We start from the raw sequence: 25970 nt of genomic DNA on the forward strand, positions 1-25970 counted from the left end.
CAACCGTTACACACAAATGAGTTGCTGGATTTTCCACAGGGACCTTCCATCGGGGAAGAAGGTAACCTTTCGTGTTTTCACACGTACCCGCCAGCCATGACGATGCAGAAACTCCGTTCGGTACCCCTCGAGGTATATATCTGGACCCTGGCCCTGGTCGGCCTGGGAATCTTCGGGCCGTCGATGGAAGGCCACGTCACCTTCTGCATTCCCACCTTGCTCGGATTCGACGGTTGCTGGGGATGCGGAATAGGACGGTCCATAGGGCATGCCCTGCACGGAGATCTCGTCCGAAGCTGGAACGCACACCCGCTGGGAATGCCTGCGATCGTCATATTGCTGATTCGTATCGTGGCACTTCTTCGTTCAACCCCTACATTCGCCGGAGGTTCGCATGGCAAACGTGTTCCAATTTCTGCCTGACATCGAAGGTGAGGAGCTCTCCTATCTCCAGATGCTCCTTGCCCCGCTCAACGACGAGAAGGCGATGCAGTTCTCCATGATGTACAGGGCGCGTCGCAAGGACCCCCAGATGATCCTCGTCCTGACCCTTCTCGGCTTCCTCGGCATTTCGGGCATCCAGCGTTTCGTCATACAGCAACCGGGTATGGGACTTCTGTATTTCTTCACGGGTGGGCTGTGCGCTATCGGAACGATCATCGACCTGGTGAACTATCGCCGGCTGGCGGCGGAATACAATCAGAAGCAGGCCTACGAGGTAGCGCAGATCATGCAGGCGATGGGTGGTATGTGAGGTCCGTACTGTCGCTGGGCCTCGTGCTCGGTCTGATGATATCGACGTCCATCGGGGCATACGGCGCCGACAAGGGGAACAGGCCGAAGCTCGTCGTCGTCCTCTCCTACGACCAGATGCGGGGAGACTATCCTTCGTCCTTCGCCCGATTCGCCGGTAGTCGCGGATTCGCCCGTGTGGCGCACGACGGTACGTGGTTCACGAAGTGCTATTACGACCATGCGACGCTGACGACGGCACCGGGTCATGCGACGCTGCTCACGGGCTGCTATCCCTGGAAGACGGGCATCACGAACAACCAGTTGTGCGATACCGACGGTCTCGGCTGCGTGGAAAGCACGCATGACGAGGAGCACGGAGAATCGCCCAACCATCTGCTCGTTCCCACCGTCGGCGACGTCCTGCGGAAGAAGGACCCGGCCAGCAAGGTCGTGGGCGTGGCACTGAAGGATCGTGCCGCCATCATGATGAGCGGTCATCGTCCTACGGCCGTGCTGTGGTTCGATACGAAGGCGCTCCGGTTCACGTCGAGCGACTACTATCCGTCCATTCCATGGCTTGGCGAGCTCCATTCCACGATCGTGCCCGCCAGATGGCAGGGCGCGGTGTGGAAGGCCGGTATCCCGACCGCTCTCGACCCCGCCGTCGACGACCAGGCCGTCGAGGGCACGATGACGGATGGCCGCAGGACCTTCCCGTACACCCTGCCGGATACGTCCGATCATGAAGCCTATGCATGGGACTATCTCCGCACGCCCTATTCGGTGCGCGACCTGTTCGCTGCAGCCACCCTCGCGTTGAAAAGGGAACGCCTCGGACGCGACGACCATACCGACATCCTCAGCATCGGTATCTCGAGCACGGATGTACTCGGACATACGTTCGGACCGGACAGCCGCGAAGTGCAGGAGATGTACGTCGCCTGCGACAGCATCCTCGGTTCCTTCATCGATACGCTCGATGCCCGTGTGGGCAGGAAGAACTACATGCTCGTCATCACCGCGGATCATGGTGTGGCGCCCATTCCCGAACTCCTGCAGGCACAGACCGTACCGGGACGTCCGCCCGTGTTCAGCGGACGGATGAAGCGAAAGGAACTGACGCACATTCTCGACAGTGCGATGTCGGCGCGATTCCAGCGTCCGGGTGCAGTGTGGATCACGGAAGTCAACTATCCGAGCATCTATCTGAACACCGGGGCCCTCGATTCGATGGGGATCGGCATCGATGCTGCTGCGGACGCCATGGTCGATGCCCTGCGCTCGATTCCGCAGATCGCCTATGCGGTGACGCGCCGCGACGTTCTCGCCGGACGACGTCCGGTCTCGATCAATGTGACCTTCTTCGACAGGATACGTCGTTCCGTCCATCCGGAACGCTCGGGCGACGTCATTCTCTATCCGGCACAGTACTGGATCTTCGGCAGTACTCCGGCCACGCACGGAACGCCATACGACTACGATCGCTACGTTCCGCTGATGGTCATGGGCGGCGGCTTCACGGGGTCGACCTCGGATGCCAGCGTGGCGCCTGTCGACATCGCACCGACGATCGCCCGGATACTCGGCCTCGACGACTTCCTGACCGGTGTGGACGGCAAGCCGCTTCCTGTATCGCCGTCGAACGTGCCGAAAAAGAAACGGCCCGCACGAGGCAGGCCGTAATATCATCGTTCATAGGTGAGGCGGGGCGTCAGAGTGCCGACAGCAACTGTCGTGCGATGACCATCTTCTGGATCTCCGACGTACCCTCGCCGATGGTGAGAAGCTTCGAATCGCGGAAGTACTTCTCGACGGGATAATCCTTGACGTAGCCGTAGCCGCCATGGACCTGGATAGCATCTTCGGCGACGCGTACCGAAACTTCACTGGCCAGGAGCTTGGCTTCCGACGCTGCCGTCGTGAAGTCCATGCCGCTGTCGCGCATCCATGCCGCACGGTAGGTGAGCAGGCGTGACGAGTCGACGTCCATGGACATCTTCGCGAGCTTGAACTGGATGGCCTGCATGTCGGCCAGACGCTTGCCGAACTGCTGGCGTTCGGTGCTGTAGCGAAGGGCGGCCTCGAAGGCTCCCTGCGCGAGGCCCACGCTCAGCGCAGCGATGGATATCCGTCCACCATCCAGGATCTTCAGCGCCTGCTTGAAGCCTTCTCCTTCTTCGCCGATCAGGTTCCCTCCGGGAACGCGCACGTTGTCGAACGTCAGTCCGGCCGTATCCGAGCAGCGCATGCCGAGCTTGTTCTCCTTCTTCGAGCCGTAGAAGCCCTTCATGGTCTTGTCCACCACGAAGGCGGAAATGCCGTTCTTGCCCTTCGACGGATCGGTGACGGCCATGACGACGCAGATGTCGCCGACGTTGCCGTGCGTGATGAAGTTCTTCGAACCGTTGAGGATCCAGTCGTCGCCATCGCGTACGGCCGTGGTCTGCGTGCCGCCGGCATCCGAGCCTGCGTTCGGCTCCGTGAGTGCCCAGGCGCCCATCGTTTCGCCCTTGGCGAGACGCGGTACGTACTTGCGACGCAGTTCCTCGCTGCCGAAGCGGAAGATGTGACTCGTGCAGAGGCCGTTGTGCGCTGCCACGCCGAGGGCGATGGCAGGACATCCGCGTGCCACCTCTTCGACGATGATGGCGTACTCGAGATAGCCCATGCCGCTTCCACCGTATTCCGTGGGAATGACGATGCCGAGATATCCGAGTTCACCGAACTTGCGGAAGATCTCCGTCGGGAATTCCTGGGTCTCGTCGAATTGAAGTGCTACCGGCTTGATCTCTTCTTCGACGAAGGCACGGATGTGATCGCGCAACGCGTTCTGCTCGTCGCTCAGGTCGAAGGAAATTCCGTCTACTGCATGTTCAGACATTCTCATGTCCCTGTTGTATCATGGGGAAGCCACAAACTTAATGAACCTGGCCTTAACGGATCATGACCACATTCGACGATCATCATTCCGCCTTCGACATCATCCGCGATCTCCGGCAGATGCCGGAACGCCCCCTGCGTATGGGCTATGCCCTGACGGAAGGGCGCACCGCCGTCCGTATGCTGCTGGCCTCGGGCCATGGCCCCGTCACGCTGTTCGCCGACGAAGCGGAGTATTCCCTCATCGACGTCATGCCGTCCGATGCCGCCTACCATCCGACGACGGAAGAACAACTGACGCGCATACTGGGGTTCCGTCCACACAGTGCCATCATCGCCCTCGTACCGGTACCGGAGGTCATCGCCGTCGACGAGCTCCCTTTCCCGGTGCTCGCGCTCAACGACGTCTCGGATGCCATCAATGTGGGGGCCATCGTGCGCAGCGCCGTAGGTCTGGGCATACGTTCCATCGCCGTCGATGGGGGATGTTCGGATCCGTTCCTGCGGAGAGCGGTACGCACCAGTATGGGCTGCTGCTTCCATGCATCGGTGGGGAAGATCGACGATCTGTCGAGGTTCCTTCGCGACGTCAGAGGAGAGGGGCGCCGCGTCGCGGCGCTGGAACAGGGTCCCGATGCACGCCCGTTACATGAAGCGGGATGTCGTCCGGACGTGCTCGTCGTCGGCAACGAAGGCCATGGCATACGACCACACATACTTTCGGTCTGCGACGTGCGTCTGGAGATACCCATGGATCTTGCCGATACGTCGCTCAACGTGGGAGCGGCGACGTCGATCGCCCTGTGGGAGCTCTGGGGCCGACACGGCAGGGGTTGATTCTTCGTAACATTGATCGTGCGCCATTTCCTTTCCATCCTCGCCCTGTCCATCTCCGCCTTCATCGCGGCAGGGAAGGGTGTCGACGAAATTCCCGTCGTCCAGATCATGCCTCGCGTCGACACGGCGCATCCGGTCGTACGGGCCGTGCTGACGGCATGGCTCGACAGCCTGGACGTATGGCGTCGTCCCATCGCGATGAGCGGTGCGAACGATCGTCATGCCGTGGGCGGCGTCGTGCGGGACTGGTTCATCCAGAACGAACGGACGGTACGGAGCTTTCCGCCGACGATCCTGAGGGTCGAACATGAAGGCGACGCCTGGATCGTACGCACGATGTTCAGCATGACGGACACGGTGTCGGGTCATATCCAGCCCCTCGGTATCGTCCAGGCGGCCTTCTCCGACGCGACGGGGCACTGGGGCGTCGTATCGCCGCTCGACCGGGCCACGAAGACGTGGCCAAGGGAGAAGGTGGGAATGATCACCTACGTCCATTCGCCGCATCACATCATGGATCACGGCCGGACCGGCGCTTCCGTGCGCTTCGTGGAAGACGTCGCACGAGCGACGGGTCAGCCGCTTCCGAAAGCGATCACCTACTACGTGGCGAAGGACAGGGACGAACTGTGCCGGCTGCTCGGCGTGGAGTATCATGCCCTTCCACCCAGCGGGCTCGCCTTCCCGAAGGAGGGCATCGTCATGACGGGGCTCGGCAGCGAGTGGTATCCGCATGAACTGGTCCACGTCGTGCTGGCCCGATTCGATGACGCCCATCCGGTCATACGCGAAGGTATGGCCACATGGCTCGGCGGCAGTCTCGGCGTTCCGTTCGATACGCTCGTGGACCGATACGTGGGCGAGAAGCAGCCGGATGAGATTCCTTCCTTCGTAGCTCTGTTCACGGACCCCGACCGGTCGCAGGACGACGTCTACATCGTCGGTGCCGCCCTCTGCAAGGTCGTCCACGACACCCACGGAATGGAAGCCGTGCTGCGGCTGCTCCAGGCGCGGAGCACATCGGACGTCATGCTGCTGTGCAGCAGGTATCTCCACCTCGACCCGTCCGACCAGCAGGAATCGCTGGTCGCCGTTCTTCACCAGGCCCGCGAACAGGGAACGGTCATCAGGACCGGCAGGTGAGCGTTTAGCAATTGCCGCCGAAACTCAATCCTGACACGTTCGTAGCTTTGCCCCGACTTCCTACGATCCACCCACTTCGGAGCAGATCATGCAACGATCCGTTCTACGGCGCGCTTTCGCGCTGTTGACGCTACTTCTCGTGCCGATGCTGCTTGCCGCCCAGGGCGGCAACGGCAATCTGAATTATTCGGAGATCATCAAACCGAATCCCGACATCAAGATGGGCACGCTGTCCAACGGGATGAAGTACTACATCATGCGCAACGGCAAGCCCGAAAAGCGTGTGGAGATGATCCTGGCCGTCAATGCCGGCGCCGTTCTCGAGGATAACGACCAGAATGGTCTCGCCCACTTCTGCGAGCACATGGCCTTCAACGGTACGCAGCTCTTCCCGAAGCAGGAGCTGGTGAAGTTCCTCGAGTCCACCGGTATCCGGTTCGGAGCCGACCTCAACGCCTACACCAACCAGGACGAAACGGTCTACATGCTCACGATTCCGTCCGAAGACAGCAAGACGGTGATCAAGGGTATCCAGGTCCTGCGCGACTGGGCCGGCTTCGTGACCTACGACAACAAGGACATCGAGGAAGAGCGCGGTGTGATCATGGAAGAATGGCGCCTCGGAAAGGGTGCGGACGATCGCGTGTCCGAGAAGCACAGCAAGAAGCTCTACTACGGATCGAAGTATGCCGAGCGTAACGTGATCGGCGATACGAACGTGCTGAAGCACTGTCCTCCGGACAATCTGCGTCGCTTCTACCGCACGTGGTACCGTCCGGAGAACATGGCCATCGTCATCGTCGGTGATGCCGATCCCAACAGCATGCTGGAATTCGTCACGAAGTACCTCGACTTCCGCCCGAGCGAAGCAGGTAACAACGTGCCGGCCGTCAAGAGGCCGAGCATGCCGCTGCCGCCGCACAAGGAAACGCTGATCTCGGTCGCCTCCGATCCGGAACTCGACGCCGCTTCGCTGCAGGTCATCAACAAGCATGCGATCCGCGAAGCCGTAACGCTCGGCAACTTCCGCACGAACATCATCGATCAGCTGGCCGCTGCCATGGTCAATGCACGCCTGGCAGAGCTGGCCCGCAAGGCACAGCCTCCCTTCGCCGGTGCGGGTGTGGGCGATGGCGCACTGACGCGCGAAACGGGCGCCTTCTTCGCTTCCGCACGGGCAGCCGACAAGAACGTCCTCAAGAGTCTGAACGCCCTGATGACGGAACTGGAACGCGCCAAGCGCCACGGCTTCACGCATACGGAACTCGATCGTGCCAAGCAGGCGACTCTCGCACGGATGGAGAAATACTACAACGAACGAAACAAGACGGAATCCCAGGGCCTCGCCATGGAACTCGTACGCAACTTCCTCACCAGGGAAGCCGCTCCGGGTATCGTGCGCGAGTACGAGATCTACAAGCAGCTCATGCCGACCATCAGCGTGCAGGACGTAGCATCGGCCTTCGCGGCCAACATCACCCCGGAGAACCGCGTCATCACGATCTCCGTGCCCCAGGGCAACGGATATACGGTGCCCACGGAGAGCGATGTCAAGAGCGTCCTCGATGCCGTCGCAGGAAAGACCATCGATGCCTACGTGGATGCCGTGCCGGTGAAGCCGCTCATGTCCCGGATTCCGGCCGCCGGTTCGATCAAGAGCAGTACCAATGTGCCGGAGATCGGCGCGAAGAAGCTCGTACTGTCGAACGGCGCTACGGTCTTCCTCAAGAAGACGGACTTCAAGGACGATCAGATCCTGTTCTCCGCACGCGCATGGGGTGGGACGTCGCTGGCCTCGGATGCGGACTTCCTCTCCGCTTCGCAGGCCGCACAGATCGTCGACGCAGGCGGTATCGCCGACGTCGATGCCACGACGCTCGAGAAGATGCTGAACGGCAAGACGATCTCGCTCTCACCCTTCATCGACGACGAGACGCAAGGCTTCGTCGGCAGCACGACGCCGAAGGATGCACGGACGTTCTTCGAACTGCTCAATCTCTATTTCACGCAGCCGCGCAAGGATGCCGAAGCCTTCAGCTCCGTCATGACGAAGATGAAGACGGCCCTCGTCAATCAGGAGAAGAGCCCCGAGCGCGCCCTGTTCGATACGGTCACCGTGGCGCTGACCGGCAACCACTTCCGCAAGCGTCCGCTCAAGGTTGCAGACCTCGACAGGATCAACCTCGATCGCGCCTTCGAGTTCTACAAGGAACGCTTCTCCAATGCAGCCGGCTTCACGTTCTATTTCGTGGGCAACTTCAATCCGGATTCCATGGAATCCTATCTCAAGACCTACGTAGCCAGCCTGCCCGCGAAGCCGACGAAGGAAACGTGGAAGGACCTGAAGATCCGTACGCCCGATGGTCGCATTTCGAAGACCGTCTACAAGGGTATCGAAGACAAGAGCTTCGTGGCCCTGACCTTCCATGGTCCGATGAAGTACAACCAGATCCAGCGCTACGACCTCGCCGCCTTGTGCGAAGTGATGACGATCCGTCTGCGTGAGCAGATGCGTGAGGAGAAGAGCGGCGTCTACTTCGTGAGCGTGCAGCCCCAGCCCACCAAGACACCCATCGAAGAGTATGCCATCGCCGTCATCTTCAGCTGTGCTCCCGACCGTGTCGACGAGATGATCAAGATCGTCGAGAACGAAGCGGAGAACCTCCGCAAGAACGCCGTGGATAACGACTATATCCACAAGGTGAAGGAGATCCAGACGAAGGAGCGCGAAGTGGCGATGAAGCGCAACGAGTTCTGGCTGCGCTCGATGTCGCAACTCGATGCGGATGGCGAGCCGTGGAGCGTGATCGCCGATCGTGACGTGGCCATCAAGGGGCTCACGGCCGAGCAGGTGCGCAAGGCTGCCCAGGACTATCTCGTGCCGGGCAACTTCTGCCGCTTCGTACTCAAGCCCGAGAAGAAGTAACGCTCAGCGTACGGCTTCGAGCGTTTCTATTGAAAGCATGTTCGTTCGGGCGCGCCCTACAAGGGGGCGCCCGATCGTAAATACGATGATGGAGCCGGCAGGGAAGTACTTCTCGCGGACGAGGTCCTGCTTGATCGTTTCGATCGTTTCATCGGTAGACGTGATGGTGGTCACGACCAGCCCCGTCACTCCCCACAACAACTGCATCTTTCGCGCAGTGCTCCTCATGGTGGTGATGGCGAGGATGGGGGCCTTCGGACGGCGGTTCGAGATGAGCCGCGCCGTCTTGCCACTATAGCTCAGACTCGCGATACCGCTCACACGGGATTCCTCGGCGATACGCGCCGCCGCCATGGCGATGGAGTCCGTGTTCTGTTCCTTCGGGTCGTACTGCAGTGCATCGGGATGATGCAGCAGGCCATCGCCGAGAAGTTCGCGTTCGGCTTCGGTGCAGATCGTACGCATGTAATGCACCGCCTCGACGGGATAGGCGCCCACGGACGATTCCGCACTGAGCATCACGGCATCGGTGCCGTCGAGCACCGCATTGGCGACGTCGCTGGCCTCGGCACGCGTAGGACGCGGATTCTGGATCATCGACTCCAGCATCTGCGTGGCCGTGATGACCGGCTTGGCTTTGGCGTTGCAAAGCTTGATGATCTTCTTCTGGAAGATCGGTACGGCCTGGGAGGGGATCTCCACGCCCAGGTCGCCGCGGGCGACCATGATGGCATCGGAGGCATCGATGATGGAGTCGATGTTCGTGAGCGCCTCGGGCTTCTCGATCTTGGCGATGATCCACTGCGAACCGCCGTACTTGGCGATGTATCTCCGCACGTTCTCGACATCCGCTGCCGTCCGCACGAAGGATACGGCGACGTAGTCGCAGTCCTTCTCGATCGCGAAGCGCACGTCGGCACGATCCTTCGTCGTCATCGCCGGTTGGGAGACGTTGATGTTCGGCAGGTTGATTCCCTTGCGGGGCTTCAGCACGCCGCCGTGGATCACCAGGGCGCGTACCACGTCGTCCGTGATGTCGCGGACCTGGATCTTCAGCAGGCCGTCGTCGAGCAGCAGGACGTCGCCCTTCTTCACGTCCTTGGACAACGTCGGATACGTCACGGGTACCAGTGTGTCCGACGGTTTCAGCTTTCTGTGCTTGATCACGGAAGCGTCGGCGAGCAGGATTTCGCGTCCGGCCACCAGCGTCATCGTTTCGCGGTCGGCGAAATCGCCGACGCGGATCTTCGGTCCCTGCAGATCGGCAATGATGGGCAGATGGATCTTCAGCGTTTCTTCGGCAGCGCGGATAGAGGCGATGTAATGCTCATGGCTCGAATAGGAGCCGTGCGACATGTTGAGACGGAAGGCATTCGCTCCGGCCTTGACCAGGGCCACGATCTTTTCTTCGGAGGCGATGGCGGGTCCCATGGTGCAGAGAATCTTCGCCTTTTGATTGAGCATGCCATGGACGGAGGACATGATGTTCCTACTGTGTGGTTGACACGACCGTCGTGCGTGGTTGGGGGCTCATGAAGGGTTGGATGGACAGAGCCTTGCCCGTTTCTTCGTCGAGAACGAGGTGGACGCCACCGACGCGGCAGTCGCGTTCGGCGGTTTCATACTTGTGGGCTGTCTGGAGCAGGAAGCGACGCAGGGCGATTTCCTTCTTCATGCCGAGGACGGAGTCGTACGGTCCCGACATTCCCGTATCGGTCAGATATGCCGTACCCTTCGGCAGGATCGTGGCGTCGTTCGTCTGCACGTGCGTATGCGTACCCAGGACGGCGCTCACGCGGCCATCGAGGTACCAGCCCATGGCGATCTTCTCGGCCGTGGCATCGGCGTGGAAGTCCACGACGATCATCTTGCTCTTCGGCGCGAGGCGGGCGATGGCCATATCGGCAGCCTTGAAGGGACAGTCGATGGGCTGCATGTAGACCCGGCCCTGGATCTGAAGAAGGCCTACCGTGCGTTGGTCGGGAAGCGTGATCGTCGTCCAGCCCCGGCCCGGATTCTCGGGCGGGTAGTTGAACGGTCTGAGTACGAGGGGATTGGCGGCCAGGAGAGGCCGTGACTTCCAGTTCTCCCAGATATGATTGCCCGTCGTGATGGCATTGGCCCCGGCTTCGAAGAGCTGGGCAGCCTCCACTTCGGTAAGACCCTTGCCGTCGCAGATGTTCTCGCCGTTGATGATGATACAGTCCGGCGTGAAGCGTTCCTTGAGGGTGGGGAGTTGTCGGAGGACTTCGCGCAGACCGATGTGTCCGACGATATCTCCGATGAAGACGATGTTGAATGGACTAGGCACGTGGCAAAGATACGAAACGAGGTCTGCGTCGTATTTTGTGAGGAGATGGCAACACGGATATATACCAAAACGGGCGACGACGGTACTACCGGTCTGTTCGGTGGCACCAGGGTGGCCAAGAGCGATCTGCGAATAGAGGCCTACGGTACGGTGGACGAACTGAATGCCGTTCTCGGCATCGTTCTCGCTCACGGGGTCGCCGACGAGCTGCGCGAGGAGATCGAAGCGACGTCGTCCCACCTGTTCACGGTTGGAGCGGATCTCGCCACGCCTCTCGACCCGCCTCCGAAGTATACCATACCCCGGATAGGCGAGGAACATATCGAAGAGCTCGAGCGTCGTATCGACCGGCATGATCAGCGGCTCGGGGCACTGAAGGCGTTCATTCTGCCAGGAGGGACGGCCGCGGCAGCCTATCTGCATCTGGCCCGTACGGTATGCAGGAGGGCCGAGCGTGCCGCCGTCGCGCTGGCTACACGGGAGAATATCGGTCCCAGCGTGGTCCGTTATCTGAACCGTCTGTCTGATTATTTGTTTACAGCGGCCCGTATGGCGAATCTTCTGGCCGGTATCGATGATGTGCCTTGGAAGCCGTGACTATATTTGCGCCGTAGACGTCATTGCCGAACGATCTCAATTTTCTGTTTCATCCCACTCTCTTTTTTGGAGGAACTGCATGGTGAAAAGCATGCTGAAGATCAACGCTCTCCTGCTGGCGTTGTTCGCTGTAGTCATGGTTGGCTGCAACACGAATGAAGATCCGGTGAACCCGGGTACCACGCCCAATCCGCCGACGGTTCTCATGGCTACGTCCGTGAACGAAACGACGGTAGGTCTGAAGTGGACGGCTCCCACGAATCCTTCCGCTACGTCCTATGAAGTGACGGCTACGCCCACGAACGGTGGCACGTCCGTCGTCAAGGAATTCACGACGACGTCCGGTTCGGTCAATGGTCTCGTCGCCAACACGGAATACACCTTCACGGTGAAGTCGCTCAACGGTACGGCGAAGAGCACGACGGGTGCCGTCATCAAGTGGGCTGGTGCAGCTCGCTATACGACGAACATCACGCTCTACGAAACCGCAAGCAGTAACGGTTCGGGCCTGCAGTTCCCCAACACGGCGGGCCTGCGCATCGCTCAGGGCGGCCAGTGGGATATCTGCCTCGATACGCGTGATTCCGGCGGTGAGCCGAGCTTCGATATCGGTTCGCCGACGAAGTCGTCCTACACGGACAATGCCGGCAAGTTCCCGAACGGCGATCAGGCTCGCGTCACGATGATCGGCAAGACGTGGTCGGGCGTCGCTTCGCTCGACAATGTCTATGAATCCGTCGATCTCAGCCAGGCCGCCGGCCTCAGCGAAGCTCTGATCAACTTCAACGCGGCCAATACGGCCGGTGCTCCGTTCGCCTTCGTCGTCAAGACGGCTTCGGGCAACTTCGCCAAGGTTCTTGTCAAGGCTTCCAACGGCAAGCTCCTGCAAGGCACGTCGCCGAACCGCTACGTCGACCTCGAAGTTTCCTACCAGTCGGGTGCCAACCTGCCGTATGCCCTCAAGGGTAACGTCGCAGTCGCTCCCTTCAAGCGTCCCGTCGATGGCGGTCTGGTCGAAACGAACTTCAAGAAGGCCACGAACTAAGGTTCGAGGCGTCGGCCGCGTCCCATCCAGGACATATAAGAGCGAAGGGCATCCGGTATAACCGGATGCCCTTTTTCGTTTGGCGTCGGGGATCGAAGAAGTCTGTTTCTCCTTACTTCTTCTTCTTGTCGGTGGTTACCTTGATACCACCGTCGGCAGGCGTGACGGTCGTGGTGGTGGACGTCGTCGAGCCATCCTTGCTCTTCTTGTCGGTGGTCACCTTGATGCCGCCATCCGTGGAGACGGAGGTCGACGTCTGTACGGTTTCCGTCTTCGTGGAATGCTTCTTCGGTTCGGCCTTCTTCTCCGTCGTGGTTACGGGCTTGACCGTATCCGGAGCAGGCGTAGGAGCCGGTGCGGTCGTCGTGGTCGGCGGGGGAAGTTCCTGCGGCGCGGGCTTGGGTTCTTCGGCCTTGTTGCAGCCGATGGCGATAAGGGCCACGCATGCTGTGGTGGCGAACAACGAACGTTTCACGAATGCCTCCAAAATGGATGGTTATGTAATGAAATTCGGGATCACTGTTTCTTGATCAGACGCGCTCCGAAGGCCCCGTCCATCTTGTGGATGTGCGGGAACGTCTGCAACATACCATTCTTGCATACTTCCGGCTGCAGGGTGCGTTCCGCCGGGTCGAGCGTGAAGTCGGGATGGGTCTCGAGGAAGCTGTGGATCACGTCTTCGTTCTCTTCGGGCTCGATGGTACAGGTACTGTAGACCAGGACGCCGCCAGGTTTGACCAGCGTGGCGGCATGGTCGAGAATGCGGCGTTGCATCGTGGACATCTGGCGGATGTCGTCGAGGTCGCGTCTCCATTTGATATCGGGCTTCTTGGCGAGGGTGCCGAGGCCGGAACATGGAGCGTCGACCAGAACGAGATCGGCCAGGACGTCCGACGTGAAGTCCCGGGCATCGCCCTGTTGCGGTGTGATGATGGTCACGCCCGCACGCTGGGCGTTGTCGGAAATCAGTCGAAGTTTCGACTCATACTTCTCGAGTGCGATGACCGTTCCCTGATTCTTCATGAGTTCGGCTGCGTAGACGGCCTTGCCGCCGGGGGCGGCGCAGAGATCGAAGACCACCATGCCAGGTTTGGGTGCCGCGAGGTGTACGGCCAGACTCGCACTGGCGTCCTGGATCGCGATCAGGCCTTCCTCGAAGAGGGGCAGGTGCTTGACGTCGCGCAGGGAGTTGATCAGGATACTGGAGGAGTGCATCCTTCCCACCTGGTGGGTGATGCCGGCTTCTTCCAGTTGGCGTACCACTTCCTCGACCGTCGTCTTCAGTGTATTCACGCGCAGCGTGAGCATCGGGCGCTGATTGTTGGCGTTGAGCAGCAGCTCCGCATCGTGTTCGCCGAAGCGCTCGTGATAACGGCGCACCATCCACTGGGGATGGGAGTAGACCACGGAATGGTAGAGGACGGGGTTCTCTTCGCGGACGGGGTAGCGGATGTTCTGGATGTTGCGGAGGATGTTGCGGAGTACGCCGTTGACGATGCCCGCATGCTTGTCGCCTTTCAGGCGCTTGACGATCTCGACGGACTCGTTGATGGCTGCGGGGGGCGGGATCTTGGACAGGAACAGCATCTGATACAGGGCGATGCGCATCGAGTTCTTCACGAAGGGAAGGCACTTCGTGAATTCACCATGATAGAAGCCTGTCAGAACCCAGTCCAGCCGTGTCTGCCAGCGTACGCAGCCATTCACCAGTTCCGTCACGAGCGCGCGGTCCGCGGGGGAGAGCTCGGTGCGGCGTAACTCCGCTTCGAGCAACTTGTCAATGTAGCTGTCGCTGCTTTCGTAGCGGCTCAGCAGTTTGACGGCGGTACCGCGAGCTGATTCGAAAATCGTACCGGATGCTTCCGTCGAGGCCGTTCCGGTTTCGGTGGCTTCGCCTGCAGGCGAAGCCGTAGGTGCGTGTTCGGTTTCCATAGGCTACAAGTATACCAAACGAATTCACTTGCTAAAGTGGGACAGTCATGATAGTTTCCCCGCGCTTCAACAATGCCATCTGTTCTTCCTCCATGCGCCATCGCGTTCTTCTCCTGTTTGCAATGGCTGCCATCGGCGGGAGCTGCGGGTTCGCACAGACCAACGTGCTGGACAGCGATCCTCTCGGGCCGCGTCGGTTGCTGGTGTACGATCAGTATGGTGCCTTCGGTGGCTTGTCGAACAATCAACAGGGTGGGACATTCCTGACGGACTGCAACTGCAGTTTCGGCAGTGGGGCGAAGACAGGGCTGACCGCAGGGATCATGTTCGAGCGCCTTACGCGATCCAGGATCACGTGGGGAGCGACTCTCGCCTTTGAAAACAGGAGTATCGACGCACGATATCAGGAGATCGAAGGAGTCGTTCAACGGGCGCCTTCATCCGGCAGGGAGTATACGGTACCCATCACGTTCCGCCACATCGGTGAAATGTCGCTGTCGTACCTTACGCTCACGCCCTTCGCCAAGTACCATCTTCTCGAATGGTTGTACGTACGCGGGGGCCCGGCCATTTCCTATATCATGTCGTCGAACATCAGGCACACCAAGGAGCTCGTGTCGGATTCGGTCATCTTCCCTACGGGCGAGGTGGCTTCCGTATCGCTGCCGGGTGCCGATGGACGTTCGGTAGTTCTCGAAGATCATGCAGTGCCGGAATTGAACTCGCTACAGATATCGATTTCGGCGGCCGTGGGCACGGAATTCAGAGTTGGAAAAAAGGTTTTTTTGAGTCCGCTGGTTCAGTACATTCTGCCCTTGACGACAGTAACTGCAAGGGGCGACGGGTTTTCCGTCCGTGCGTTGCAGTTCCTCGTGGAAGCACGAGTCATCATGTAGGGAGAATTCGCTGAACATACCCTTTGCGGGTTTTCCACAATTACCTATTTTTTCCCCTCGTCGCCCGAGACTCGGGTAGAGCATGGTTCAACGTACGATTGGCAACGATATTCAACATGTGTACGGGATGTGTATGATGCAGCGACTTGTGACTGTGTGTCTTGGTCTGCTCGTTCTTGTTTGGCACGGACAGGCCGCCGCTCCCTCTGAAGAGCTGGAACTGTACGGGGCGGTGATCGAGTCACCCGCACAACCTCAGGACGATTCCAGAGGGGACATTCTCCAGGATCCGAAGAGGATCCGCATCCTGAATCTGGGCAAGATCATCAACCACAGTGGTCTGGACTACGGTCCGACCATCAGTGCCGATGGTAAAACCCTTTACTATGTGTCGAACCGGAAGGGAAGCCGCATCACGCGTGACGGCGACTTTTCCCACGACTTCTGGGCCGCGAAGAAGAACCACAACCTCGATACGGTATTCTTCCCCCCGTACAACATCGATACCGTCGACGCCGGCGTGAATACGCCGATGAACGAAGGCGTGGCATCGATCGCTGCCGACAGGCAGACGCTCTACTTCACGGGTTGCAACCGTCCCGACGGTCTGGGTGACTGCGATATCTACGTCGCGGAAATCCAGGGCGACCGCTGGAGCAAGCCGGTCAACCTCGGCCGCAACGTGAATACCGAATACTGGGACTCCCAGCCGACGATCTCGCCGGACAAGAGCCGGCTCTACTTCTCGTCCAACCGCCCCTCGCCGACCAATCCGGGTGGCGAAGGCCAGGACGATACGGACATCTGGTACTCGGAGTGGGATCCGGACATGAACGAATGGATGCCCGCGAAGAACCTCGGTCCCGACGTCAATACCGACAAGGCCGAAGTATCGCCCTTCATCGCAGCCGACGGCAATACGCTCTTCTTCGCATCGAACGGTCACAAGCCCAACATGGGTGGCCTCGACTTCTATCGTACGCGCAAGACGGGTGAACGTGACCGCGAAGGCCGTGACCGCTGGGCAAAGCCGGACCAACTGCCGGCGCCCATCAACACGCCGGAAGACGAACAGTTCATCACGCTGCCCGCTTCGGGCGACGTCCTGTACTTCTCGTCGCGCCGTACGGACCTTCCGGGATATCAGGGCAACCTCGATATCTTCATGGCCTTCATTCCGACGTACTTCCGCGCCATCAACCTCATCGTGAACGTCATCGATGAATGTACTGGCCAGGCCATTCCCGCTACCGTCGCCTTCCGCAATTCCCATACGGCTCGCCAGGTCAAGGACAGCGTCAATACGTCCAGCCGTCTGGAATCGAACATCATCGTCGGCAACGACGACTACGGTCAACCGAACAATCGTGAGAAGGCCGTCGACATCGTCGTCACGGCATCGTCGCCTGTCTACGGCGAGCGCAGCATCACGGTGAACATCGAAGACCCGGGGCAGACGACGGACGCATCGAAGTCGAACGAGCAGGTCGAAATCCGCAAGACGATCACGCTCGGCCAACGTCCTACGCTGACGTGGGATGCAGAATTCTCCGACCATACCAAGCTCACGAACGATGGCTTCAAGGGTCTCGTCATCCAGGAAAAAGCCACGATCATTCTCTATCCGCTGCTGAACTACATCTTCTTCGATCTCAACAGCGCAGACTTCCCGTCCCGCTACACGCTCTTCAGGTCGCCGGCACAAACGACGGGCTTCAACGACGAGCGTCTGCCCGGTGGTACGCTGGACAAGTACTATCACGTGATGAACATCTATGGCTACCGCCTGAAGAAGTATCCGAACGTGAAGGTCGAACTCATCGGCTGCGTCGACGAGAAGAACGAAGACAAGAACTCGCCGCTTCCGAAGCAGCGTGCCCAGGCCGTCTACGACTACCTCAAGAACATCTGGGGTATCGAAGAAGCTCGCATGAAGATCACGGGCCGTGGCTGGCCGGAAACGCGTTCGAACCCGAACGACACGTTCGGTATCGTCGAGAACCGCCGCACGGAAATCCACTTCTCGGGTGATGCCGAAGACGTATGGCAGGTCATGCGTCCGATCCTCGACAACGACCCGACGGAATTCCCGTCGCCCGCAAGCGTCGCCTTCTCGATGAAGAACGGTATCGACAACGAAATCGTCGCTTCCCGCCGCATCGAGGTGAAGTACAACGGTAAGCCCTGGAAGACACTCACGGACGTCGGTATCACCGACCCGTCGAAGAACTGGGACTGGCAGAACGCCGATGCCGAGTATCCGCGCCCCGAAAACCGCGATCCCAAGCTCACGGCCTTCAACATGCCTCCGTACGAAGCACAGCTCATCGTCGTTTCGAAGAACGGTACGGAATGCAAGTCCGATCCTACGCCCATCCCCGTCAAGTTCGTATCGTCGCGTGACCAGAGCATCATCCGTACCGCGGGCAAGACACTCGAGAAGTACAACCTGATCCTCTTCCCGTTCGACCGTTACGATGCAGGTCCGTTCAACGAGCGTATCCTGCGCACGTACGTCTTCCCGCGCGTCAAGCCGAACTCCATCGTCAAGGTCGAAGGTCATACGGACGTCGTCGGTATGTTCGACCACAACAAGCGTCTGTCGGAAAACCGCTCGCGTACGGTCAAGACCGGTATCGAGAAGGCTACCGCCGGCAAGATGGGCTCGCTCGAATCGCGTGGTACGGGTGAAGAAGAAGCACTCTACACGAACGAACTTCCGGAAGGTCGTTTCTTCAACCGTACGGTACAGGTCATCGTCGAGACGCCGATCTCGGACGACAACACGACGGGTGAATAATCTCCTTACGTAGTCACTGAAGATCGAAAAAGGGAAGGACCGCTGAGGTTCTTCCCTTTTTTCATGATTTTTGTCGATCGACAGCATGTCGCACATGCTTCATTTCGAACATTCGCCGTCTAGTCAGTTATGATCCATTGGAACGTCGATCCCATTCTCTTCACCCTGGGCCCCCTTGCACCACGGTGGTACGGCATCCTGTTCGCCATGGCCTTCGTGGCCAGCTATCAGGTGATGAAGAAGATCTTCGTCAGGGAGGGACATTCGCAGCAGGATCTCGATGCACTGACGATGACGATGATCCTGTCCACCATCCTCGGTGCACGCCTCGGCCACGTCCTGTTCTACGAACCCGGCATCGTCACGAGCGGCAACCCTCTCGAGTTCTTCGCCATCTGGCATGGCGGACTGGCCAGCCACGGCGGTGCACTGGGCATCATCACGGGTCTGTGGCTCTATCATCGCAAGCGGCCGGCGATGTCGATGATATGGCTGCTGGATCGCCTGGCCATCGTGGCCGCACTGAGCGGGATGTTCATCAGGCTCGGCAATCTGTTCAATTCCGAGATCTATGGTCGCCCAACGGACGTACCATGGGCATTCTGGTTCGCGCACGTCGATCCCATTCCCGTCGGACGTCATCCGACGCAGATCTACGAGGCCCTGCTCTGCCTCGCGCTCTTCCTCATCCTGTGGCGCATGTACAACGCCGGGGTGGCACAGCGTGCACCCGGAAAGCTCATCGGTCTCTTCATGGTCCTGCTCTTCACAGGGCGCTTCCTGATCGAATTCCTCAAGGAACATCAGGTCTCGTTCGAGAATGCGCTGCCGATCGACATGGGGCAGATCCTCAGTCTTCCGTTCATCGCTGCAGGCGTGTGGTTCCTTTTACGAAAGCCGAAGGCTTCGCTATCACGGTGAAACCCGATGCCATCTCGATCACGTCCCGTTCCGCTGCTTCGGTGGTGGCGCGTGACGTGGCTACGACCGTATAGAGCAGGTTGTTCGCCAGGACGAGCTTCACGCATGTAGGGGCACCCTTCGCTTCGTTGCGGAACCAGATGAGGGCCGTATTCGCGGCCGTATCCACACGCACGGACGGTTTCGGCGCCAGAGGAGCACGTTCCATTCGATTGTCGACGATATCCTTGGTGAGCGACGCGATCGTGCTGCCCGGGGGTGGTGTCATCGTCGTCACCTTCACGATGCTGCTGTCCTGTGCCACGAGCTTGCTCGTCGTGCCGCTGATGGATGTCGTGCGTTCCACGTTCCACTGTTGAGGCGTCCTGGACGAGATGACGAAGCCAGCCGACGTGTCGATCAGGTTCTTGCCCGTGAAGCGGTTATCGGACACTTCACCCTTGACATCCATGAGCTTTCGGACGGCCGAATCGCTCACCGTACCGGTCGTGAACGTCACGCTGTCGCCCAGGACCTTCACCGTCTGGCTCTCCGTGCCGAGCTGGGCTGCCAACGGCTTCTCCAATGTGACTTCGACGCCGGATTCCGTGACCTTGAGCGTTCCTCCACGATCGTCGATATTCTGGAAGAAGAAGAACATCGCTACCAGGCCGAGCACCGTTACGGCGATGGCGATGATCAACGTCCGCTTCGTTTTCTCCCGTTCCCCTACAGCAGTCGATTCCTCGGCCACGACAACCCCCGTGACAATGTGAATGTGAGACCGGACGCTGCCGGCCGACGGCGCTAACTTACTTCAGTTACCATTATTTTTGCGACTTGTTCCATCACACAGTATCATGAAACCATGACCATTACCGTAATCGGCGCAGGGACAATGGGCAACGGCATCGCTCACGTGTCCGCACAGTTCGGCAACGACGTCGTCATCGTCGACGTAAGCGAAACCGCCCTGCAGAAGGCATTGGCGACGATCGCAGGGAACCTGGATCGTCAGGTCAAGAAGGAAGCCATTACGGAGGCCGACAAGCAGGCCATCCTGGCACGGATCACGACGTCGACCAGCATCGAAGAAGGCGGCAGGAACGCCGATCTCGTGGTGGAAGCGGCCAGCGAGCGCCTCGAGATCAAGCAGCAGATATTCGCCATCCTGGATGCCGTATGTAAACCCGAGTGCATCCTTGCCTCGAACACGTCATCGATCTCGATCACGACCCTGGCGGCAGGAACGAAGCGTCCGGACAAGTTCATCGGCATGCACTTCTTCAATCCTGTTCCCGTGATGAAGCTGTGTGAGATCATCAGGGGCCTCGCCACGAGCGATGAAACCTATGCGAAGATCAAGGGCCTCGCCATCGCCCTCGGCAAGACGCCCGTCGAAGTGCAGGACTATCCCGGCTTCATCTCCAACCGTATCCTGATGCCCATGATCAACGAGGCCGTCTACTGCGTCATGGAAGGCATCGCTTCGGTGGAAGACATCGATACTGTCATGAAGCTCGGTATGGCCCATCCGATGGGACCGCTGACCCTCGCGGACTTCATCGGCCTCGATGTCTGCCTCAGCATCATGGAAGTGCTCCACGACGGTCTCGGCGATTCCAAGTATCGTCCGTGCCCCCTGCTTCGCAAGATGGTCGCAGCCGGTCACCTGGGCAGGAAAAGCGGCAAGGGATTCTACAGCTATCAATGATCGTCCGGCACGGGCGAGGAGGCGGCCGGCCATGGAAATCGGTGAAACGCTCGAAGTCCGGAATCCCAAGGGGTTCACGACGTGGCTGAAGAAATACGGGCCGTCGGCGAAGGAAATCTGGCTCGTCATCTACAAGAAGTCATCGGGCAAGCGTACGGTAACCTATGAGCAGCTCGTCGAAGCTGCCCTGTGCTACGGCTGGATCGACGGATTGATGAAGTCCATCGACGACGAGACGTATGCCCAGCGGTTCACGCCCCGCAGGAAGAACAGTAATTGGACCGAGGTCAATCGGTCCATCGCACGCAGACTCCTGGCCGAAGGACTGATGTCCGAGGCCGGGAGGGCAGTGCTACCTGACGATCTTTCATGACAGTCGCCGTTCGGCCGCGTCGAACAGGTGTATGTGACGCGCGTCCGCACCGATCCTGACCAGCGTATCGAGCGGAGCGTCCGGCTTCGCGAGCGAACGGATGCAGACCGTGTCGTCCTTGCATTTCACGAAGGACAACCACTCATGTCCGAGGAATTCTACCGATACGAGCGTACCCGTCAACGTGACGTCGCGTTCGGCATCCGACGAGATATAGCGCAGGTCCTCGGGCCGTACTCCCGCGAACGTGGCCTTGTCCCACGGCAGGAGGCGTGCGCCGACGCCGACCGATATGGACGACGGTGCGACGATGTTCATCGACGGACTGCCGCAGAATCGTGCGACGAAGACCGTTGCCGGCCGTTCGTAGACTTCCTGCGGTGTGGCGATCTGCTGAAGCCGACCACCGTTGAGGATGGCCATGCGGTCCGCCATCGTCATCGCCTCCACCTGGTCGTGCGTCACGTAGACGGTGGTGATGCCGAGCTGGCGCTGTAGCTGGCGCAGCTCCGTGCGCATGTGGACGCGCAGTTGCGCATCGAGGTTCGACAGCGGCTCGTCGAACAGGAAGACCTTGGGCTTGCGGATGATGGCGCGGCCCACGGCGACACGTTGGCGCTGGCCACCCGACAACTGCTTCGGTTTCCGATCGAGCAGGTCCTCCATGTTGAGCATACGGGCGATGTCCATGACCTTGCGGGCGATCTCGTCCTTCGGTTCTCGTCGTATGGAGAGCGGGAAGGCGAGGTTCTCCGCTACGGTGAGGTGCGGATAGAGGGCATAGTTCTGAAAGACCATACCGACGTCCCTGTCGCGCGATGCGACGTCGTTCACGACGGTATCGTCGAAGGAAAGCGTGCCATCCGTAATGGACTCGAGGCCGGCGATCATCCGCAGCAATGTGCTTTTTCCCGAGCCGCTCGGGCCTACGAGGACGAAGAACTCGCCGGGCTCGATGCTGAACGAAACCGACTGGAGCGGCTGTACCTTGTCATAGGACTTGGAGACGTCGGAGAAGGTGATCTTGGGCATGGTCGATGGTATATGTGCTGATGTTCTCTCTCGTTACAGTCCCAGGCCCTTGAGCTGCTCCACCAGGGATCGCTGTTCGTCCGTCAACGAGGACGGCAATATAATCCGTACCGTCACGAAGAGATCGCCCCGGGAATCGGCCGACCCGTATACGGGCATGCCGTGGGCACGTACGCGGAACGTCTTGTCGTTCCGCGTGCCGGATGGAATCTTCATCGTGATCGTGCCGAAGGGCGTCACGATGGGTACCGAGCCACCGAGCAATGCGGTCGTGAGCGGAATCGACTCCGTCACCTTGAGGTCGTTACCGTCCCGAACGTAGCGTGGATGCGGCGCGACGGTCACTTCGAGAATACCCTGGGGAATCTTCAGACGCTGCTTGTCCTCGATTCCGGGTTTGAACTGGATATCCAGCTTTTCGGTGCCGATCGTCAACCGCTTGCGTGTGCCGTGAAGGGCTTCGTCGAAGGTGATCGTCACGGAATAGATCTTCTGCTCCGCTTCCTGGCGTTGCGTCGAACGCGAAGAACGCCGGCCACGCTGCCTGCCCTTCGACGAGCCGAAGAGCGATTCGAAGAAGTCCGTCGTACCGCCGCCCTGTTTGCCGAACAGATCGCTGATGTCGAAGTCGAACGAGAATCCGTCCTGCTGACGCGAGAACTCGTCGAACGACGTATTGCCATTGCTCCCACCCCTGGACTGGAACGAGTTGTACTGCGTCGACAACTGATCGTACCGTTTCTTCTTCTCGGGATCGCTCAGGACTTCATAGGCTTCACTGACGCGTTTGAAGCGATCTTCCGCCCCCGGCTCCGAATTGGTGTCGGGATGATAGGCACGGGCCAGCCTGCGATAGGCCTTCTTGATGTCGTCGGCGCTTGCCGTGCGTTCGACTTCGAGTTCCTTGTAGTAGTCGCGATAGTCCATAGGGGAGAATGATAGCGGATGATGTTCGGTACAGGACAATGACGAATCAGGTCCGTATCTCGTATACCGTCAGAAGAGGTCGGCGATGGAACGGTCGAACCACCGATCGAGGAAAAGTGCGAAGATGATGATGAAGATGACGATGACGAAGAGGATGGCGCCGAAGATCCTGCCCGCCGAGGACTTCGTGGTGCGCAGGCCTGCGCGTATGATGGCTTCGGTAAGGCGCTCCGTATAGGAGAAGACCGGTACGAAGATCAGGACGATGCAGGCCATTCCCAGCAACGTGGCGGTGGCAGGGCGGAAGCGGTGGGTCTCGGCGAGAATGCGGTCTTCGATGACTCCGGTCAGCAGATAGGAAACGAGGATGGTGACGGTGAAGACCAGGGCCCTGGTAAGATGACGCATCATGATACTTGTCCGGTAGGAAACAGATCGGCGGAAACGTAGTCGTGCGTCCTGTCGATATGCAGTTCGACGTCACCGTGTTCGTTCGTCCAGAACATCGGCGAGAAACGCGCGCCCCACGTGATTTCATGCGGTTTGTAGGAGTTGCGGGTATAGAACTGCTGACTCACCGTGTCATCGAATGCAGCGAAGGTCACGAGGAGTTCGGCATTCCTGTCGACGAGGTCCTTGTGCGTCAGGCCGTAGAGGGCGCTGTCCGACGTGATCGTATGGACGAGCGTCCAGTTCAGTGCGAGCGTATTGATGTTCGACAGGTCGAGCGGAAGCTGATAGTAGCGGCGTTCGCGTTGGTGTTCGTTCCCCTGATGCATCACGAGGATCATCGTGGCGTTGCCGTCCATGACGACGCTGTTGCGCTCGTTCACGATGCGGACCATCAGAGCGTTGGCGCCATTGGTATGCGGGGATATCAACGCCGACGTGCTGAAGAGGATACGGGGTTTGATCCGTGTGAAGCGGCCGAACGACACGCCCGTGAAGATGCCGAAGATCAGCAGTCCCGTAAGCGCCTCCAGTGCGGCGATCGCGCCCAGGACGGGCGTCGTCGGTGCCAGGTTGCCGTAGCCCACGGTCGTCAGCGTCTGTGCGCTGAACAGGAAGGTCATCTCGAGCGTTTCCAGTGTGAGATCGTCGTCCACGTTGGAGATGTGATCCGGTCCGATGACGACATACAGGCCCGCGAACATCATGTTCACGACGAAGTACGTGGCCAGGACGACGCAGACGAAGCGGATCCAGGACATGTCCACCAGCCAGTGATAGACGTCCGACGGATGGAACCGTTCGCCGAAGCGCTTGACGTTCGGCTTGCCGTCGCGGTTGAGGATGCGGCCGGTCGAGGAGCCGACCTTGATGCCGAATCCCGGGTCTCCCGAAAGGCGTGCCATACGATGAGGGGATGGTGGGCGAAACTCAGAGCAGGTGACGTTCCGCGAAGCTCGTGTAGTCGTCACCGCCGATGATTACATGATCCAGGACGCGAATATCGACGATGCGTCCCGCATCGACAAGCTGCTGCGTGATGGTGAGGTCTTCCCGCGAGGGCTCGGTATTGCCGCTCGGATGGTTGTGGAGAAGGATGATGGCGGCGGCATTCTCGGCGATGGCGATGCGGAACACCTCCCGCGGGTGGATGATGCAGGAATTCAGGGATCCCTGGCTGACCGTCACGTCGCGGATGATCTGGTTGGCGCTGTTCATCAGCAATACGTGGAAGGATTCCGTCCGTGCATGTCTCAGGCGTGGGGCCATCAGCCTGGCCAGCAGGGCCGGAGACGTGATGCTCGTCCTTGCCGTGAACGGTTCGGCCTGGATCCTGTTCGCCAGCTCGATGGCGGCGCACAGCGTCGCGGCCTTCGCCGTTCCCATGCCGTGGATCGCCTTGAGTTCGCTCGCATCGCGTCCTGCGAGGTCTGTCAGGGACGGGAAGCGCTCCAGGACGTTCCGGGCGATGCTCTCCGCACTGCGTCCGGCCGTGCCATGACCGATCAGCAGGGCCAGCAGCTCGTACGTCGTCAGTGCACGCGGCCCGTGCTGCAGCAGGCGTTCCCGCGGCCGTTCATGCTGGATGGTTGCGGTGGACATTGTAACCCGATGTCATGTCGTGGTCGACGTTCCGATCCAGGCGAGGTACTGGGGAAGCCCACCGGCGACGTCCAGCTCGAGGAATTCCGGAACATCGTACGGGTGGAGTACGGTCAGCCGTTCGCGCAGTTCCGGAATGCGGGTGACTGCGGTCTTGAGGATCATCTGAACCTCCGGTTCCGACTGGATGGCATCCTTCCAGCGATAGATGGACAGCATCGGAGGCAGGACGTTGGCGCAGGCCACCAGGCCCTCTTCCACCAGCGTGCGGCTTATTTCCGTGGCGATTTCCGTGGAGGGCGCCGTGGACAATACGACGGCGACCGATGTGTCTTCCATGATAGATTTTCCCATTTTTGCGTCCTTCCGAACCACGGCACAACATACAAATGCTCGATCTCCTCATCTATCATCTCCACATCGTCGGTGTCCTGTACGCCTTCACCAAGCGTTGGCAGACGGAGGGCATGAAGGGAGGCCTGCTGGCGATCGGCATTTGCGGTCTGGTGTTCACCATCGGGTGGTCCCTGACCGGGACGCTGGCGCGCCTCATCATGCCGGACACGGCGGGGACGTCCTGGTTCACGTCGGACACGCTATCGCTCATCCTGCTCTTCATCCCCGAGATCGTCTTCTTCTGGATCTTCTTCGTACGTGATCGTGCGGGAGAGAAGGAAAGCGTGACGGCCGATGCGGTGAATCAGGTGCACTGAGCGTGTCGTGATAGGGGGGGCTGAAGGGGATCTGGCGAATGGACGACGAATGATTTTTTCGGCACTGGAGCAGATTATTCCAGAAACCATTTGGTGAAGAGGAGAAAGTGCCGTAAGTTTGTCGTCCCTGAAGCGCGCAACTGTGCAACGGGGCGGT

The 25970-nt window shown here is 59.7% G+C and carries 26 protein-coding genes; 13 read left to right on the plus strand and 13 right to left on the minus strand.

All coding sequences use genetic code 11. The annotated features are described in order from the left end of the window. Positions 1 to 77: 77 nt before the first annotated feature. Complete coding sequence (locus BGO89_08450) at positions 78 to 263, minus strand: hypothetical protein (protein OJX60010.1); 186 nt, start codon at positions 261 to 263, stop codon at positions 78 to 80. Positions 264 to 394: 131 nt separating this feature from the next. On the opposite strand from BGO89_08450, the gene BGO89_08455 reads away from it, so the two are divergent. Next, a complete protein-coding gene (locus BGO89_08455) occupies positions 395 to 754 on the plus strand; it encodes a hypothetical protein (protein OJX60011.1) in 360 nt (119 codons plus the stop codon). Further along, complete coding sequence (locus BGO89_08460) at positions 751 to 2418, plus strand: hypothetical protein (protein OJX60012.1); 1668 nt, start codon at positions 751 to 753, stop codon at positions 2416 to 2418. The genes BGO89_08455 and BGO89_08460 overlap by 4 nt, the downstream gene beginning before the upstream one ends. Before the next feature lie 28 nt (positions 2419 to 2446). Here the strand turns inward: BGO89_08460 and BGO89_08465 are convergent, their stop codons facing one another. Then, complete coding sequence (locus BGO89_08465) at positions 2447 to 3592, minus strand: acyl-CoA dehydrogenase (protein OJX60047.1); 1146 nt, start codon at positions 3590 to 3592, stop codon at positions 2447 to 2449. An 86-nt stretch (positions 3593 to 3678) separates the two neighbouring features. Between BGO89_08465 and BGO89_08470 the strand changes: the two genes are divergently transcribed. From BGO89_08470 to BGO89_08480, 3 genes are all read left to right on the plus strand, one after another. Next, a complete protein-coding gene (locus BGO89_08470) occupies positions 3679 to 4452 on the plus strand; it encodes a hypothetical protein (GenBank protein ID OJX60013.1) in 774 nt (257 codons plus the stop codon). A 12-nt stretch (positions 4453 to 4464) separates the two neighbouring features. Continuing rightward, a complete protein-coding gene (locus BGO89_08475; protein ID OJX60014.1) occupies positions 4465 to 5595 on the plus strand; it encodes a hypothetical protein in 1131 nt (376 codons plus the stop codon). Positions 5596 to 5719: 124 nt separating this feature from the next. Next, complete coding sequence (locus BGO89_08480) at positions 5720 to 8521, plus strand: hypothetical protein (protein ID OJX60015.1); 2802 nt, start codon at positions 5720 to 5722, stop codon at positions 8519 to 8521. A 3-nt stretch (positions 8522 to 8524) separates the two neighbouring features. Here BGO89_08480 and BGO89_08485 read toward each other — a convergent pair whose 3' ends face one another. Together BGO89_08485 and BGO89_08490 are read right to left on the minus strand one after the other, a co-directional pair. After that, positions 8525 to 9985 carry a pyruvate kinase gene (locus BGO89_08485; protein OJX60048.1) on the minus strand — a complete coding sequence of 487 codons (1461 nt, stop codon included), beginning with the start codon at positions 9983 to 9985 and terminating at the stop codon, positions 8525 to 8527. A 25-nt stretch (positions 9986 to 10010) separates the two neighbouring features. Then, the gene (locus tag BGO89_08490) at positions 10011 to 10832 is read right to left on the minus strand and encodes a metallophosphoesterase (protein OJX60016.1); all 822 of its coding nucleotides are present in this window, start codon (positions 10830 to 10832) and stop codon (positions 10011 to 10013) included. 45 nt (positions 10833 to 10877) lie between these two features. Between BGO89_08490 and BGO89_08495 the strand changes: the two genes are divergently transcribed. Both BGO89_08495 and BGO89_08500 read left to right on the plus strand, forming a co-directional pair. Next, on the plus strand, positions 10878 to 11429 hold the full coding sequence (locus BGO89_08495; GenBank protein ID OJX60017.1) for an ATP:cob(I)alamin adenosyltransferase: 552 nt from the start codon (positions 10878 to 10880) through the stop codon (positions 11427 to 11429). A gap of 79 nt (positions 11430 to 11508) precedes the next feature. Continuing rightward, the gene (locus tag BGO89_08500) at positions 11509 to 12474 is read left to right on the plus strand and encodes a hypothetical protein (protein ID OJX60018.1); all 966 of its coding nucleotides are present in this window, start codon (positions 11509 to 11511) and stop codon (positions 12472 to 12474) included. Positions 12475 to 12586: 112 nt separating this feature from the next. On the opposite strand, the gene BGO89_08505 is transcribed toward BGO89_08500, so the two are convergent. Together BGO89_08505 and BGO89_08510 are read right to left on the minus strand one after the other, a co-directional pair. Then, positions 12587 to 12961, minus strand: coding sequence for a hypothetical protein (locus BGO89_08505; GenBank protein ID OJX60019.1), 375 nt, complete (start codon positions 12959 to 12961; stop codon positions 12587 to 12589). 29 nt (positions 12962 to 12990) lie between these two features. Further along, positions 12991 to 14322, minus strand: a complete 1332-nt coding sequence (locus tag BGO89_08510; GenBank protein ID OJX60049.1) for a 16S rRNA (cytosine(967)-C(5))-methyltransferase — start codon at positions 14320 to 14322, stop codon at positions 12991 to 12993. A gap of 206 nt (positions 14323 to 14528) precedes the next feature. Between BGO89_08510 and BGO89_08515 the strand changes: the two genes are divergently transcribed. The 3 genes from BGO89_08515 to BGO89_08525 all read left to right on the plus strand — a co-directional run bounded on the left by BGO89_08515 (position 14529) and on the right by BGO89_08525 (position 19023). Next, positions 14529 to 15302 carry a hypothetical protein gene (locus BGO89_08515; GenBank protein ID OJX60020.1) on the plus strand — a complete coding sequence of 258 codons (774 nt, stop codon included), beginning with the start codon at positions 14529 to 14531 and terminating at the stop codon, positions 15300 to 15302. Between the two features lie 232 nt (positions 15303 to 15534). Next, the gene (locus BGO89_08520) at positions 15535 to 18102 is read left to right on the plus strand and encodes a hypothetical protein (GenBank protein ID OJX60021.1); all 2568 of its coding nucleotides are present in this window, start codon (positions 15535 to 15537) and stop codon (positions 18100 to 18102) included. 129 nt (positions 18103 to 18231) lie between these two features. Further along, the gene (locus BGO89_08525) at positions 18232 to 19023 is read left to right on the plus strand and encodes a prolipoprotein diacylglyceryl transferase (GenBank protein OJX60022.1); all 792 of its coding nucleotides are present in this window, start codon (positions 18232 to 18234) and stop codon (positions 19021 to 19023) included. Here BGO89_08525 and BGO89_08530 read toward each other — a convergent pair. Continuing rightward, positions 18965 to 19705 carry a hypothetical protein gene (locus tag BGO89_08530; protein ID OJX60023.1) on the minus strand — a complete coding sequence of 247 codons (741 nt, stop codon included), beginning with the start codon at positions 19703 to 19705 and terminating at the stop codon, positions 18965 to 18967. The two genes, BGO89_08525 and BGO89_08530, sit on opposite strands and share 59 nt — an antisense overlap. 165 nt (positions 19706 to 19870) lie before the next feature. On the opposite strand from BGO89_08530, the gene BGO89_08535 reads away from it, so the two are divergent. Continuing rightward, positions 19871 to 20716 (plus strand): 3-hydroxybutyryl-CoA dehydrogenase, encoded by an 846-nt coding sequence (locus BGO89_08535; protein OJX60024.1) that lies wholly within the window; start codon positions 19871 to 19873, stop codon positions 20714 to 20716. Between the two features lie 31 nt (positions 20717 to 20747). Further along, entirely contained in the window at positions 20748 to 21089 is a 342-nt protein-coding gene (locus tag BGO89_08540; GenBank protein ID OJX60025.1) for a hypothetical protein, read from the plus strand. Here the strand turns inward: BGO89_08540 and BGO89_08545 are convergent. The 6 genes from BGO89_08545 to BGO89_08570 form a co-directional block, all read right to left on the minus strand. Continuing rightward, on the minus strand, positions 21084 to 22121 hold the full coding sequence (locus BGO89_08545) for a sn-glycerol-3-phosphate ABC transporter ATP-binding protein UgpC (protein OJX60026.1): 1038 nt from the start codon (positions 22119 to 22121) through the stop codon (positions 21084 to 21086). The genes BGO89_08540 and BGO89_08545 overlap by 6 nt on opposite strands. A gap of 33 nt (positions 22122 to 22154) precedes the next feature. Further along, on the minus strand, positions 22155 to 23048 hold the full coding sequence (locus BGO89_08550) for a hypothetical protein (GenBank protein ID OJX60027.1): 894 nt from the start codon (positions 23046 to 23048) through the stop codon (positions 22155 to 22157). Between the two features lie 69 nt (positions 23049 to 23117). After that, the gene (locus tag BGO89_08555; protein ID OJX60028.1) at positions 23118 to 23459 is read right to left on the minus strand and encodes a hypothetical protein; all 342 of its coding nucleotides are present in this window, start codon (positions 23457 to 23459) and stop codon (positions 23118 to 23120) included. Further along, entirely contained in the window at positions 23456 to 24403 is a 948-nt protein-coding gene (locus BGO89_08560) for a hypothetical protein (protein OJX60029.1), read from the minus strand. The genes BGO89_08555 and BGO89_08560 overlap by 4 nt, the downstream gene beginning before the upstream one ends. A 25-nt stretch (positions 24404 to 24428) precedes the next feature. Beyond that, positions 24429 to 25100, minus strand: a complete 672-nt coding sequence (locus tag BGO89_08565; GenBank protein ID OJX60030.1) for a hypothetical protein — start codon at positions 25098 to 25100, stop codon at positions 24429 to 24431. Between the two features lie 12 nt (positions 25101 to 25112). Beyond that, positions 25113 to 25439, minus strand: a complete 327-nt coding sequence (locus BGO89_08570) for a hypothetical protein (protein OJX60031.1) — start codon at positions 25437 to 25439, stop codon at positions 25113 to 25115. Between the two features lie 50 nt (positions 25440 to 25489). Here BGO89_08570 and BGO89_08575 point away from each other — a divergent pair, with 50 nt between their 5' ends. After that, a complete protein-coding gene (locus tag BGO89_08575; GenBank protein OJX60032.1) occupies positions 25490 to 25813 on the plus strand; it encodes a hypothetical protein in 324 nt (107 codons plus the stop codon). Positions 25814 to 25970 lie beyond the last annotated feature (157 nt).

It is taken from the genome of Candidatus Kapaibacterium thiocyanatum, assembly GCA_001899175.1.
Taxonomy (GTDB): Bacteria; Bacteroidota; Ignavibacteria; order Kapaibacteriales; family Kapaibacteriaceae; genus Kapaibacterium; species Kapaibacterium thiocyanatum.

What these genes read in the sequence shown, in the direction of transcription:
- BGO89_08495 (OJX60017.1), top strand. Translation starts at nt 10,878, where the DNA reads ATGGCAACACGGATATATACCAAAACGGGCGACGACGGTACTACCGGT.
- BGO89_08470 (OJX60013.1), top strand. Translation starts at nt 3,679, where the DNA reads ATGACCACATTCGACGATCATCATTCCGCCTTCGACATCATCCGCGAT.
- BGO89_08535 (OJX60024.1), top strand. Translation starts at nt 19,871, where the DNA reads ATGACCATTACCGTAATCGGCGCAGGGACAATGGGCAACGGCATCGCT.
- BGO89_08575 (OJX60032.1), top strand. Translation starts at nt 25,490, where the DNA reads ATGCTCGATCTCCTCATCTATCATCTCCACATCGTCGGTGTCCTGTAC.
- BGO89_08450 (OJX60010.1), bottom strand. Translation starts at nt 263, where the DNA reads ATGGACCGTCCTATTCCGCATCCCCAGCAACCGTCGAATCCGAGCAAG.
- BGO89_08515 (OJX60020.1), top strand. Translation starts at nt 14,529, where the DNA reads ATGGCTGCCATCGGCGGGAGCTGCGGGTTCGCACAGACCAACGTGCTG.
- BGO89_08525 (OJX60022.1), top strand. Translation starts at nt 18,232, where the DNA reads ATGATCCATTGGAACGTCGATCCCATTCTCTTCACCCTGGGCCCCCTT.
- BGO89_08565 (OJX60030.1), bottom strand. Translation starts at nt 25,100, where the DNA reads ATGTCCACCGCAACCATCCAGCATGAACGGCCGCGGGAACGCCTGCTG.
- BGO89_08555 (OJX60028.1), bottom strand. Translation starts at nt 23,459, where the DNA reads ATGATGCGTCATCTTACCAGGGCCCTGGTCTTCACCGTCACCATCCTC.
- BGO89_08570 (OJX60031.1), bottom strand. Translation starts at nt 25,439, where the DNA reads ATGGAAGACACATCGGTCGCCGTCGTATTGTCCACGGCGCCCTCCACG.
- BGO89_08500 (OJX60018.1), top strand. Translation starts at nt 11,509, where the DNA reads ATGGTGAAAAGCATGCTGAAGATCAACGCTCTCCTGCTGGCGTTGTTC.
- BGO89_08560 (OJX60029.1), bottom strand. Translation starts at nt 24,403, where the DNA reads ATGGCACGCCTTTCGGGAGACCCGGGATTCGGCATCAAGGTCGGCTCC.
- BGO89_08485 (OJX60048.1), bottom strand. Translation starts at nt 9,985, where the DNA reads ATGCTCAATCAAAAGGCGAAGATTCTCTGCACCATGGGACCCGCCATC.
- BGO89_08455 (OJX60011.1), top strand. Translation starts at nt 395, where the DNA reads ATGGCAAACGTGTTCCAATTTCTGCCTGACATCGAAGGTGAGGAGCTC.
- BGO89_08540 (OJX60025.1), top strand. Translation starts at nt 20,748, where the DNA reads ATGGAAATCGGTGAAACGCTCGAAGTCCGGAATCCCAAGGGGTTCACG.
- BGO89_08550 (OJX60027.1), bottom strand. Translation starts at nt 23,048, where the DNA reads ATGGACTATCGCGACTACTACAAGGAACTCGAAGTCGAACGCACGGCA.
- BGO89_08545 (OJX60026.1), bottom strand. Translation starts at nt 22,121, where the DNA reads ATGCCCAAGATCACCTTCTCCGACGTCTCCAAGTCCTATGACAAGGTA.